Here is a 14,689-nt window from a genome sequence, read left to right on the forward strand (position 1 = left end):
CTTGATAACTAACGTCTACCCAAAAAGAGTAAAAAATTCACTAAATCTAAAGTTGCCTCCTCAAGGAGGAAGCTAATCAAATTATAGATAAAGCAGTAACAAACGCTACCGGTGGAGAAAAGTATTGGAACTGAACAATGACAATAGACAGAACATTATGTATACACAAGAGTTCTGCCTATATGTTTTGGCATAATTGTCATGAATGTAATGTAGTCAACCCGACAGAATTATTATTCCTTTAAGAAAGGGCTGCTATATAAATTTTCGCAAAAAAGACGGAAAAGTCTGAACACCTGTATGGCAGAAGAAAATTTGAGAGAATTCACTACGCCTGAAATCATGAACTGCTAGTGGTTCACCAGGATTCAAGATTGGGATAAAAAAAGAAAGCAATCAAATGATTGTCATCGCTGAAATCCTACTCATTACTCACGGCCCACATTCCCGTCCAAAACATTAAACCCCACAAAATACAACAATCCGTAGCCTTTGCCTAATAGATGACAGCAAAGATTGAGCGTGAGTTTTAAGTCAGTCCAACAATTTGCCGAGCAATATCTATAGACAACATAGAAAACCTGCTGTGCTTAAAAATGCATTTGTCGACTACACTTACCGTATTTAAATTGTTCGACGAGATCTGTTCGACGAGATCGCTATAAAGATTTGAGAAATCAAGAATGTATCGAAGTATGAACATGCCTGACCGAAAAGTCGGAAAAGTCGGAAAGCTCTTTATGATTTATTTGAGACCTAATATTTTATGCGAAAATATTAGGTAGTTTCCTGTAGATTGCCTCCTGTCTTTTTACCTTCTATGAACCCTGATGCAGTTCTTCTTGCCATCGAAGAGTGCCTACTTAAACGTAAACTTACTCCAGCGGAGCGGATTGTTTTAGGGCAAACATGGAATAAGCAAACCTATGATCAAATGGCCAAGCAGTCAGGGTATGGAGATGCCCACCTTAAAGACACAGGCTATAAGCTATGGCGCGCCATATCCCAAGCATTAGGACAACGGGTCACAAAAAAGAGTTTGCTGTTTGTATTACGCGAATATCTAAAAACTGTCTCTATACCTTCAACGCCAGCTACAACGTCTACTACATCCCCAGCATTAAGTAAACAACTAGGTGCAAGCTCGATTCAACCACTATACCCATCTGGGCCGTTGCCACCGGGATCTCCACTGTATATTAAGCGTCTGCCCAGCGAAGACTTAGCCCATTCAGAGATCCAGCTTCCTGGTGGGTTTCTGCGCATTAAAGCACCCAGAAAAATGGGGAAAACGTCCCTGGTGTTTCGTCTGATACAATCCGCACACCAATACAGCTATCAGACGGTACATCTCGATTTGCAAACCGTTGATCAAGACATTTTTAGCAGCATTGACACATTCCTAAAATGGTTTTGCACCCAAACCAGCCGAGCCCTAAATCTACCACCCAAACTCGATGATTATTGGGATGCATCCATGGGACACAAGGTCAGCAGTGAACTCTATTATCAGGAGTATCTCCTAGAGAATAGAAAAACACCCATCGTACTAATTATTGGTGCGGCTGAGAGACTGATTGAGCATCCTAAAGTAGCCCAAGATTTTTTTCCACTATTGCGCTCCTGGCATGAAAAAGCTCGATGGAACTTTCTTTGGCGTAACCTGCGTATCGTTATTGTTCATTCTACAGAAATTTACGTCCCATTAAAAATTAATCAATCGCCCTTCAATATTGGTCAAGCCATTAAATTGCCCAGATTTACGGCTGATCAAGTGGCCGAATTAGTTGCTCGCTATGGCCTAGAGCAGCGTAATAATACATTGGGGAAAGCCCTATTAGATTTGGTGGGAGGACACCCATATCTGGTCAATGTTTTTCTCTACCATCTTGTTACCCAGCCTACAGCTCTTACCAGCCTACTCAAAACAGCCTCGACCCCCTCTGGGATTTATGGCACTCATCTACGTAACTATCTAGCTCTTTTGAGAGTAGAACAAAATCTAGCTACCGCGTTTAAACAAGTGATCTCTTCTGAAGATGGCGTAGAACTAGATGCCGTTACTATGTATCGCCTAGAAAGTCTTGGGCTCATAACAGTCAAAGGCTGTCAGGCTGTCCCCAGTTGTGAAGTGTATCGCACATATTTTCAACAGCAGTTGAGTTTTTAAAGGTCAAATTCTTAAGTTATTTGTGCTCTATGTTACTTATTTATAGCTGGCAACCGACTTTTCCGTCTTTACTTTCCCCATCCGCTTTGATTAGATATGTGAGCCAGTCAAAAGAGGCGATCTGGTATTTTTTTAATCGAGAAATTTTTCGATCAGAGAATTAATCTACACCAGGTTTTTAACTACTCTAAGGTGTTAAGGTCAGATTCTTTTGGGTGCTCGCAGATAGCGAGTTTTGTGCTAGCAACAGTCTAACGTTCAAGGGATTTTTGAGATAATGCGTAGAGTTATTTTTGTCAGAATTCACGCAGTAATTGCAACGGGTATTATTGCGATCTTCTCGGTTTCCGGGTTCCCCGCCTTTTCTCAAGAAGCGGACGGTGAAACAGAATCTACCGAAGAGCAATCTATTTTAGTGGAATCCACCATCGTAGGAGATGTTGATCCAGCCACAGCGATTACGGTAGAAGATCTGACAATCCCGATTGATCAGCTTGAGTTATTTCTCAAACCCTTGACCCTGGAAGAATTACAGGTCGAAGCTGCCGCCTGGTTCTTAATCCTGAAAGATAAAGTTCAAGAAATTAGTCAGACCGAAATTGCCATCAAGCGCCAAAATGAGGCCATTGCCTCTCAGGAAGAAGCGGCCCAAGCGGTGACAGAGGCAGAAGCGGCTCTGGCTGAGGCGGAAGCAGCTCTGGCCGAAGCTTCGCCTGGGACCTCCGAATATGAGAAAGCCACCGAACAACTGGAAACCGCAAAGCAATCTCTTCAGGAAGCCAACCAGGCAGTTGAGAAAGCCGTTGAAACCGGTGACGACCTAGAGGAGAACGAAGCGCTACGGGAAACCCTGGAGGAAGCTGAGAGTGAGGAAGAGATTGCCACTGCTCGGCAAATTTTAGAAGAGGCGAGAAATGAAAGAGATGACCTCACGGCTGGATCGGCGGCCTACGATGTGGCTACGGAGAGGATTGATGCCCTAGACCAGGCTCTCATTGACCTGGAATCAGCAGAGGAAGCACTAGAAGAAGCCGTTCCGGGCTCACCCGAACATCAGGAACTAACCGAAGCAGTTGAATCGGCAAGGGCGGCAGTAATGGAGGCTGCCGAGGCCATTTCTGAGGCAGGGTTAGCACCTGAGGAAGCCGCCGAGGAAGGAGCAATACAGTCTGAAGAGGCTGAATCAGCACTAGAGAAAATTGCTGCTGATATTGAATCGGCAGAAGAGCAGGCCGATGGGGATAACGTTGAGACTGAAGCACCTTCAGTGATCGAAGTGCAAGCCGGTGGGGATATAGACGCCGCCGATGCGGCAGAAAACTCTGGAGAGCAATTGGAAGGTGTGGCCGAGGAACTTGAGGCCGTGGCCGATGCCGAGTCAGATTTAAAAAATCAACTGGTCGTGAATGTCACCGCTTTGCAAGGGGAGCAAACTGGGCTTGTAGATCGCTTCACCGTGGTTTTAGATGCCCTAGACCAAAAGGGTGGCGATACCACTTCCTATCGGAAATACATTGACGCTGTCAGTGGTATTGAACTTGACATTACTGATACTGAGGGGCTGGGCGTTCGACTAGTTAGCTGGTTGAGATCAGAAGAAGGGGGACTCCGCTGGGGGCTGAATCTTGCCAAATTTGTCGGCATTTTACTGGCCTCGGTGATCGTTTCTCGCTTACTCGCTAGAGTCATTGATCGCGTGCTTACTCGCATTGGTGGAACATCCAATCTATTTCGTGATTTTGCCGTCATGGTGGTTCAACGCGGTGTGCTGGTGACCGGTGCGCTGCTGGCACTGGCATCACTAGGGGTGAGCTTAGGTCCAATTTTGGCACTGGTTGGGGGTGCGAGTTTTGTATTAGCTTTTGCGCTCCAAAGCAATTTAGGCAATTTTGCCAGTGGGCTCATGCTGCTGGTGAATAAACCCTTTGATGTGGGTGATGAAGTGAAAGTTGCTGGATACTGGGCGTATGTAGACTCGATTTCCCTAGCCAGTACCAAGCTGAAAGCCTTTAATGGCAGTGTAGTAACTTTGCCGAATAATACCGTTTGGGGCGGTGACATCATTAACTTCACCCATTCAGACATTCGGAAACAGATGATTTACATCTATGTCAAGTTCACCCAGGATCTGGACAAGATCTACCAGATGTGGATAGAGCTTGCTGCCTCGCATCCACAAGTTTTAGAGGATCCTGCACCGGGTTGGTTTCCCTGGAATGGCCATTACGATTACCACATTTGTGTCGGCTTGTCGGCATGGACTAAAACAGATGTCTATTGGACTGTGTATATTGAATTGCTGAAAGAGTTGCAAATACGACTTGACAAGATGGGTATTGAGTTAGCAGCTCCTGTTCAAGAAATTAAGTTTGGCCAGAGTGCTGCTGACACAATGGCAACTCAACTATCATCTGCTGTAGCCAGTCAACTACCGTCCACACAACCATGAAGCTAATGGCTTGTGATGAATGAAAAGGTTCTCCTAAGTCAATAATGGTTGGCACAATTAGTGGGATCACGGCACCTGTTTTGACCCATGAAATGAAAACCTTCCTCTGAAAAGACTACTGGAACTTCTATCAGAAATATGGGAAAGAACCTTACCCTATAGAGTTCGTTAAAAAAGCGGCCAAAGCCCTTGATAACCTTCAAGAAGTGCTTGAGGCAGAGGGGGCATTATCCGACGACCAGAACCGGTCGATTATGCTGATCATGTTTTCAAAACCCCTTATTTTGAGTCGGCCGGGTTCTTTAACGCCGATGCCAGAGATGTCTTACTTGTCGACGGCGACGAGATCATTGAGGTGCCCATGTCTCAGCGATGTCGATATTTCAAGTTCTTGCGTTATCGACCGATGGGATCTCACTAGAAGCTGTAAATTCTCTCATAGAGTATATGCATACATTTGCCAAAACAATTCATAGTTTTGCCTGATGGGCGGATAAGGAGTCTTCAATCATGGTGAATGTGGATGCAGTCCAGAAGATTTTTTCCCTCAGTTTTTAAGTAGAGGAAGTTATATATGTTGATGGAGAAAATTTTAGAGCAATATCGTCTACTGCTGCCCTGGAACGATACTGTCATAGAGTCTCCAGATTATCCGTGTATCCATCAATTGTTTGAATCTCAGGTGGAACGAACTCCTGATGCAATAGCAGTGGTATTCGAGGAGCAATATCTCACCTATCGAGAGTTGAACAATCGTGCTAACCAACTTGCACACTATTTGCAAGGGCTGGGGGTAGGGCCAGACGTGTTAGTGGGGCTTTGTATCGAGCGCTCTTTAGACATGGTGATCGCCATGTTGGGGATCCTGAAAGCAGGGGGCGCTTATGTGCCCTTAGACCCTGTATATCCAAGTGAGCGTTTAGCCTATATGTTGGCTAACTCGCAAGCATCGGTGTTGTTGACTCAAAGCCAATTTCTGGAACGGCTGCCCGATGGTGAAGCGCAGGTTATTTGTATAGAGCCCCATAGACAAGCAATCTCAACCCAAAGCGATCGCAATCTCCCCAATTGTACGATCCCAAATAATTTGGCTTATGTCATCTACACCTCCGGTTCTACGGGAAAGCCAAAAGGTGTGATGATGGAGCACGGTGCCCTTGTTAATCTGATCTGTTGGCAGCTAGAACAGACAACCCTGTCTCAAAATGCCAAAACCCTGCAATTTTCTCCTGTTAGCTTTGATGTCTCTTTCCAGGAGATTTTCACCACTTTGTGTGGAGGTGGGACGCTAGTTTTAATTTCAGAGGAAGTGCGACGAGATCCCGTAGCCTTGTTGCATTTATTGACAGATAGAGAAATAGAAAGACTATTTCTGCCCTTTGTTGCCTTGCAGCAACTTGCTGAAGTTGCAAAGAGTTTTGAGGTGTTACCGAGGCACTTGGGAGAGATCATTACGGCGGGGGAACAGTTGCAGGTCACTGAGGCGATTGTTTCCTTTTTCGCAAAATTGCCGAATTGTACACTTCACAATCAATACGGCCCTTCAGAAACCCATGTGACAACAGCCTTTACACTGCAAGGTTTACCCCAGGATTGGTCAACCTTGCCACCCATTGGTTGTGCCATCAACAATACTGAGGTTCACCTGCTAGATGAGTCCCTACAACCTGTTCCCATGGGTGTGGCCGGGGAGCTATATGTGGGGGGAGCCTGTTTGGCGCGGGGCTATATCAATCGAGAGGACCTCACCCATGAAAGATTTATTCCGAACCCCTTCAGCCCAGAATTTTCTCCCCGTCTATACAAAACCGGCGACTTAGCCCGTTACCTAACCGATGGCAACATTCAATTTCTCGGTCGCATCGATGCTCAAGTAAAAATTCGTGGCTATCGCATTGAACTTGGAGAGCTTGAGGTGGTGTTGAGCCAATATCCAACGGTGAAACAAGCTGCAGTGGTCGCTCGGGAAGATAGTCCAGGGGGCAAACGCTTGATTGCTTATGTGGTGCCGGTTGCTGAAGGAGCAGAATCGCCAAAGTTAGAGGGTCACATTGAGACAGAGCAAGTTCAGCAATGGGAAAAAATTTGGGACGAAGCGTACGGGCAGCCTGCAGATGATTGGGAGTCAGGTTTTCACATTGGTGGTTGGTACGATACCTACACTGGAAAAGCTCTACCAGAGCCACAGGTACGGGAATGGGTTGACTTTACAGTCAAACGGATTCTATCCCTAAATCCTCAGCGAGTATTGGAAATTGGCTGCGGTACAGGGTTGCTGTTATTCCAGATTGCGCCCCATTGCCAGGATTACTGCGGTACTGACATTGCATCCGAAGGGCTTAACTATATTGAGCATCAGATTCAAGATAGCCCTTTAGAGGCATCGGTAACCCTGCATCACAGTGCAGCGGATGAACTTGAGGGCATGGCTGCCGACTCCTTTGATACGGTGGTGATTAACGGAGTTGTCCAGTTTTTCCCCAATGCATATTACCTGGTGCGCGTGGTTGAACGAGTTGTCCAGTTAGTGCAACCGGGCGGCACGATTTTTATTGGGGATGTGGAGAGCTTTCCCTTGCTGGAGGCTTTCCACACATCGGTGCAACGGACGCAAGCCTCTGCTTCCTTATCGACAGTGGCACTGCGCGATCGCATTCAAAAGCACACGGCACAAACTCAAAAACTTGCGATCGCTCCAGAATTCTTTGTGGCCCTTAAAGAGCACTTGCCTCAAATTAGCCATGTGGAAATTCAACTTAAGCGGGGACATTATCAAAATGAACTAACTCGCTTCCGTTACGATGTGGTTTTGCACCTAGGCAAAAAAGTCTCTCCTCCCACCCCTTCTCCCATTTCTCTCAATTGGCAGCAGGATAATTTAACGGCAGCGACCGTTCGCCAGCAGCTGATAGAAACCTCCCCAGAGATACTCGTTGTCACCCATGTGCCTAATGCCAGAATTTGGGCAGATGTGAAGGCAATGGAACTATTAGCCAATCCCGATTGTCCTGAAACCGTAGGAGACCTGCGCCAACAGATTTCTCCAGAGGGGATTGAACCAGAAGACTGGTGGGCATGGCAGTCTGAGGTCCCTTATCAGATTAACATTAGCGGGTCTGGTGATGGGGGCGAAGCTTACTATGATGTGGTGTTCGTGCGCAACGATATCAACATCATTGCAGACAGTACAATCATTTCCCCTCCACAAAGCGGACTTCAACATTGGAGTACTTATACCAATCAGCCATATATTGGCTTCAAACCCAGTCAATTAATTCCTCAATTACGGGATTTTCTCACAGAAAAGCTGCCGGATTATATGATGCCCTCGGCATTTGTCATGCTAGACACATTGCCCCTGACGCCTAGCGGAAAGGTAGATCGACGGGCCTTACCGGCCCCCGATAGATCTCGTCCGATTCTGGATGTAGAGCTAGTGGCACCGCGAACACCCACAGAAGAAATTCTCTCAGGCATTTGGACAGAAGTTTTGAACCTCAATGAGATAGGAGTATCCGATAACTTCTTTCTCTTGGGAGGGGACTCTATTCAGGCAACTCAACTGATTTCACGGGTACGGGATACATTCAAAATTGAACTGTCGCTGCATCGGTTGTTTGAATCCCCAACAGTGGCGGAACTTAGTGAAGATATTTTAGGCGCAAGGTGCCAGCAACTCACTGCAATCAAACCTATTCCACGGGGGGGAGATTTACCCCTATCGTTTGCCGAGCAACGATTATGGTTTTTAGATCAACTGCAAGAAGGCAGCACAACTTATAACGAACAAGAAGCGTTACGTCTGACCGGTTCACTGCAGATAGAAGCGCTACAGAGCGCGGTGCAAGAAATCGTCTGCCGTCATGAGATATTACGCACTAATTTTCAGGCTGTGGATGGCTCGACCGTGCGGGTGATTCGCTCTGAATTAGACTTAAAGATGTCCATTGTTGATTTACAGCAATTGCCAACGGACAAACAACTCGCGCAAGTGCAACAGTTGGGTAAGCAAGAAATTCAGAAACCCTTTGATCTCGCCACCGATTCCCTACTGCGAGTGACTTTATTGCAGTTGGCGACCCATGATTATGTGCTGTTGCTCACCACGCACCACATTATTACGGATGGTTGGTCAACAGGGGTATTTTGCCATGAATTGGCAGCACTCTATGGAGCATTTGTTCAAGGGAAACCGTCACCGTTACCCCCACTGCCCATCCAATATGCAGACTTTGCTGGCTGGCAGAGACAACCTACAACTGCTGAAGTCCTAGCACCTCAACTGGATTACTGGAAACAACAGTTAGCAGGAGCGCCACCTCTCTTAGAACTGCCCACAGACTGCCCCCGTAAAACAGTGCAGACTTCCCAAGGGGGCAAAGAATTTTTTGAGTTCGGGCTCAAACTCACGGAACAACTCAAGCGTCTGAGTCAAGAAAATGGCGTGACGCTATTTATGACGCTATTGGCCGCATTTAGCACTTTACTGTATCGCTATAGCAACCAAGCCGATATTCTTGTGGGCACGCCCATTGCTAACCGCAACCGCAGCGAACTAGAAGGACTCATGGGCTTTTTTGTGAATACGCTGGTGTTGCGATCGCGCTTTGAAGCCAATCCCACTTTCGCTGAATTATTAAATCAGGTGCGGCAGACTTCTTTGGATGCTTACGCTCACCAGGATGTTCCGTTTGAGCAGTTGGTGGAGGCCTTGCAACCGGAACGCAGCCTCAGCTACACACCCATATTTCAGGTGATGTTTGCCCTGCAAAATGCGCCGATGGCCACTCTGGAGTTACCGGAAGTGAGTTTCAACTGGCTGCCCCTCGAAAATGCCAGAGCCCCGTTTGACTTGTTCTTGTCCATGGAGGAGACGGAAACGGGGTTGAGGGGATATTGGGAATATAATCGCGATTTATTTGAGGCAGCCACCATCCGTCGGGCCATTGGGCATTTTCAGACGTTGCTTGCAGCGCTCGTGGCTAAGCCCCAAATGGGCGTTGACGAACTGCCCTTGTTGACCGCAGCAGAACGCCATCAGGTGCTCGTCGAGTGGAATAATACCCAAGCTGAATATCCCCAAGATCAGTGCATTCATCAATTGTTTGAGGAACAGGTAAAACGTAGCCCGGATGCCGTGGCAGTCGTTTTTGAAAACGAACAACTGACCTATCAGGAGTTGAACAATCGCGCCAACCAACTCGCCCATTACTTGCAAAGCTTGGGCGTTGGGCCAGAGGTCTTGGTGGGGATTTACATCGAGCGATCCCTCGAAATGGTGGTGGGATTGTTAGGCATTCTCAAAGCGGGTGGGGCTTATGTGCCGTTAGACCCCAATTATCCATCCGAGCGCCTCGCCTATATCGTTGATAACTCCCAGGCAACGGCCCTAGTCACCACCCATCAACTAGCTGCCAAATTGCCCTGCTTACCCAAGCACCTCATCTGTTTAGATGATGATGACTGGGACGTGATCTCTACCCACCGCACAGATAATCTCCAATCCAATGTCCAACCGGATAACTTGGCCTATGTGATCTATACCTCCGGCTCTACTGGAAATCCCAAAGGCGTAGAAATCTGCCATCAATCTCTTGTTAACTTTCTCTGTTCAATGGGAGTTACCCCAGGTTTAACCGATGCTGATGTGGTCTTAGCGGTCACGACCCTTTGTTTTGATATTGCTACCCTAGAGATTTACTTACCGCTCATCGTCGGCGCAAAAACGGTTGTCGCCAGTCGAGACGTCGCTGCTGATGGCAAACAACTGGCAGTAGAATTGGAACACTCTGGTGCGACGGTGATGCAAGCCACCCCAGCAACCTGGCAGATGCTGCTGGCGGTTGGTTGGCAGGGTAAGCGATCGTTGAAAATCATCTGTGGTGGCGAAGCCTTATCGATGCAACTCGCCACTAACCTGGGAGAAAAAGGGGCTTCTGTGTGGAACCTATACGGCCCTACGGAAGCGACCGTGTGGTCAACGGTTTGTCCAGTGAGTACCTTAGATACAATAGCGCATCACCAAGATGTCTCAGTCTCGATCGGGACTGCGATCGCAAACACTCAAACCTATATTCTCGATCGCCATCGCCAACCCGTCCCCATCGGTGTACCGGGGGAACTCCACATTGGCGGTGCAGGGTTAGCCCGAGGTTATCTTAACCGTCCCGAATTAACTGCAGCCAAGTTCATCCCCACTCCCTTTTTCAATTCAGAATTCAAAACTCAAAACTCAAAAGAAGAACGTCTTTATAAAACTGGAGACTTAGCACGTTATCTCCCCGATGGCCACATTGAATTTATCGGACGCATCGACAACCAGGTAAAAATCCGAGGCTTCCGCATCGAACTCGGAGAAATTGAAGCCACCTTCGCCCAATACCCAAAAGTGCAGGAAGTCGTGGTTGTTGCCAGGGAAGACTCTCCAGGTGATAAGCGCCTTGTTGCCTATGTCGTTGCCGAAGAAGAAGTGGCATCGTCTGATTTGCGCAGTTTCTTGAAAAGCAAGCTACCCGACTACATGGTGCCTTCTGCTTTCGTCTTTTTAGAGAAAATCCCTCTAACGCCCAATGGCAAACGCGATCGCCGTGCCCTACCTGCACCTGATGCTGACGATATCTCCGATCGGTCTGATTTTATCCCCCCCCGCAACTCAGCAGAACTGCAACTAGCTCAAATTTGGTCGGAGGTTCTCAATATCAGTGCTGTTGGCGTCACAGACAATTTCTTTGATTTGGGGGGTCATTCCCTGCTAGCTGTGCGCTTGATGGCTCGTATCGAACAGCAGTTGGGCATTCATTTACCACTGACAACGCTGTTCACTGAACCCACCATTGAAAGCCAAGCCACTTTGCTGAACTCTTATAACGATGTTCGATCCTCTTCTCCTTTGGTCCCCATTCAACCGTCAGGAGAGTTGCCACCCTTATTCTGCGTGCATCCCATTGGCGGCAATGTTCTCTGCTATGCAGAATTAGCCCGTCATCTGGGTAACAATCAACCGCTCTATGGCTTGCAGTCTTCGGGGTTATCTGGTGAGTCAGACCCCTTAGCCAAAATCGAGGAAATGGCGGTAACCTATATCAAAGCCTTGCAGGAAATTCAGCCCAATGGCCCATATTATTTGGGAGGGTGGTCCATGGGAGGTGTCATTGCAATGGAAATGGCACAGCAATTGCAAAATGCTGGGCAAATAGTGGCGCTCGTCGCTTTAATCGATAGCTATGCCCCTAGTACCATGACCGACCTAGACTCCACGGATGAAGTCTCTTTAGCCAATTCTCTAGTAGCGGATTTAAGCGGTTTACTGGAAACCGAACTGTCCCTGGCACAGTTTAATCTGATGCAACTCCAGCCTCAAGAAAAATTACAGCACATCTTCTCCGTAGCCAAACGTCTGCATCTTTTACCGCCGGGGGTTGGTATGGAGCAAATGGAGCAGTTGTTTCATGTTTTCAAAGCCAACCGAGTTGCCCTAGGGAACTATCAGCCCCAGCCTTATTCGGGGCGGGTTGTCTTGTTTTGTGCGAGTTCCTCGGCAGAGCAAGGCCGAGGTTGGCGTTCAATTATCACCGGTCAGTTTGAAACTAACACGATTGAGGGCGACCATTACGAGATCATGAGATCGCCCCATATCCAGGTCCTCGCTAAAGAACTGACTGCTTATCTGCATCAATGCCACCACGGCGTTGATAAATCCTTAGAGTTAACTAAAGATAAGAATTTATGGAGATAATACAGTAATGAAATATGTGATTTGTAGTTATATTGAGATGAAGACATACACGAATAAACTTAATTCCAGTTAGATAGATTCTCCTCTTATGAATTATTATCGCTTAGGTTTCAATCTTGTACTGTAGTACTGAGAATCTCTAATGCAACTATGACACTAGAAACGAAGATATCAAATCCAAAAGCATCTTTTAACGAGTATTATCATCTTTACTCACCTCAACCCTACGTTCAGGCACTATTAAAGGAAACTCAATACACGCTTCCTTTTGATGCAATGCAAATTGTAAGCAGTCACCTTAAACAGTTAGATTACTTTGAGAATTTGAATGTTTTATTTCTTGGTAGCGGCCATGGCACAGAAGTTGCCGCTTTAAAGTATGGCTATAGCTATGAAAAAATTCTGCAGCATTGGTTGGCTAGTGATCCTAAAAAGCATATCTTTTCAGAGGGCAACTCTAACTTGACCATCACAATGGTAGATATTAATGAGGCTCCTTTGCGTTTTGCCTATGATGTGGGGCTATGTCAACATTTCCACATATGCGATCTAACAAATCCATGGCCAGAGAAACTATCCACTGTTGTTAAAAATGACACTGATTTACTAGTTTGTGTAGGGGCTACAACCTATATAGGACTCGATAACTTTAAGCACCTTATCAAACTGATAGGAGAAAGTAATGTAAAGCATTTTTATTTTTCTTTAGCTAGTTTTATTTGTGACTCCTTTTTAGAAATCTTTGATGACTCTAATCTACATTTGAAGAAGCTTGGTCATGTTCGTCAGCGTAATTATAAAAATGACGAAGAACGGCTAAAAATCACATCAAATCTCAAGCTTCAAAATAGATACTCCAATGATGATGAGGATGGTTTAACCGCTTCGATATATATTGCGAGTCAGATTGCCTAACGTTATTTCTGGGTTCATACACTAGATAACTGAACATCCTGCGATATGAAATTAGCAAACCTTTGTTCAAAGCATCCTTGGAATCTTATTTTACATCAACAAGATTTGGGGAAATCTGATATTTTCGAGACCCTTAAACAGCTCCATATTTCAGGTGAGATACAACCAGGGGATAAAATATCCTCTTATGACAAGGTTTCGCTTAATATTTTAGAGCAATTAGCTAAATTATTTCCTGGAGAGTATCGGTTGAGTGAACAAAGCCTATTGAACCAGACTGTTTGTCAGCAAGTACTTAGAGTATCACCTCCAGTTACTAGCAATACATTTGCAGAGCTCCCAATGTCAAGGGATCAACTAGATAAAGAATTAAGTGAGCATGGATATGCCCTATTTAGAGCAGATCAACCTTTTGATGAGAAGAAAATTACCGAATTAATTGGTGGAAAAGACAAGCTTATTAGCTATAAGCATGGTCTTAACGCACGAAATCAGGTTCCTCACTCAATTTTTTCCTATGTTACTCCCTGGTCACATAAGGAAGAAATACTGCCGCATAATGAACTAAGTCACCATACGGAATTTCCGAAATATGTTTGCTTTATGTGCAAACAACCTGCTCAGCATGGAGGAGAAACAACAATATATGATTGTGAACAAGCTTTCAAAAACCTGTCATCTACTTGCCAGCAAGAAATAAGAGGGAGGAATGTCGTTTTTGTAAGAAAACATGTCGAACAAAGAGATCATGAAGAGTATAACTCTAGTTGGCAAGATATTTCAGCTAGAAGTAGTCAAGATGCGATCGCTCATTGGGAAAATTTAGGCTACACCTGTCTTTTATATCAAGAAGATTACAACGGAACACCGATCGACGTTTTAGAAACTCAACTCGAACGTCCATTTGTCTATCATTATCAAGGCAGAACTTGTTTAAATGCGTCTGTGGTAGGTGCAGCGGCTTACTGGTATCGTCAGGTAATGGGCGATAAGAAGCCACAGCTGTCACTGCAATGGAGTGACAGAAAACCTCTGCCTGAAGAACTGCTCCATGAAATGGAAAATGCTATTAAGCTGGCACGAATTTTCTATTTTGATAGATGGAGAGAGAACGATTTATTGATTTTAGATAATCTTAGAGTTGCCCATGGACGTCTTCCTTTTCTAGGTGATCGCTTAGTGGGAATTTTAATGGGGACAAAAGCAAGATTCAAATTTCAAGCAAATGAGTGGATTGTTGAAGAAACCTATAACTAGAGTTTGCTGTTGAAGCCTAGCCTTCATACTCAGCAAGGGTCTCATTTAGGCGGCGAGTTTTCAAGAGATCTGCTGATTCACTAATCTCGATTTTGAGGACACCGGCCATGATGGATTCCCAAGACACTCTAATGATCCCCTTATTTAATTCCCATTCTATGGG

At 45.8% G+C, this 14,689-nt stretch carries 4 protein-coding genes and 1 pseudogene; all 5 read left to right on the top strand.

The genetic code is table 11. The features are described from left to right. The first annotated feature begins 820 nt into the window (after window positions 1–820). Complete coding sequence (locus QGP82_RS33355; protein ID WP_163663667.1) at window positions 821–2,170, top strand: AAA-like domain-containing protein; 1,350 nt, start codon at window positions 821–823, stop codon at window positions 2,168–2,170. A gap of 277 nt (window positions 2,171–2,447) precedes the next feature. Continuing rightward, window positions 2,448–4,619, top strand: a complete 2,172-nt coding sequence (locus QGP82_RS33360; RefSeq protein WP_163696028.1) for a mechanosensitive ion channel domain-containing protein — start codon at window positions 2,448–2,450, stop codon at window positions 4,617–4,619. A gap of 574 nt (window positions 4,620–5,193) precedes the next feature. After that, window positions 5,194–12,354: pseudogene (locus QGP82_RS33365) on the top strand (amino acid adenylation domain-containing protein); the annotation flags it as partial. Window positions 12,355–12,504: 150 nt separating this feature from the next. After that, entirely contained in the window at window positions 12,505–13,269 is a 765-nt protein-coding gene (locus tag QGP82_RS33370) for a hypothetical protein (protein ID WP_499062176.1), read from the top strand. A 45-nt stretch (window positions 13,270–13,314) separates the two neighbouring features. Further along, a complete protein-coding gene (locus tag QGP82_RS33375; RefSeq protein ID WP_499062177.1) occupies window positions 13,315–14,526 on the top strand; it encodes a TauD/TfdA family dioxygenase in 1,212 nt (403 codons plus the stop codon). Window positions 14,527–14,689: the final 163 nt, after the last annotated feature.

The organism is Leptothoe sp. LEGE 181152 (assembly GCF_032906605.1).
In the GTDB taxonomy this organism is placed as follows: Bacteria; Cyanobacteriota; Cyanobacteriia; order Phormidesmidales; family Phormidesmidaceae; genus Leptothoe; species Leptothoe turfae.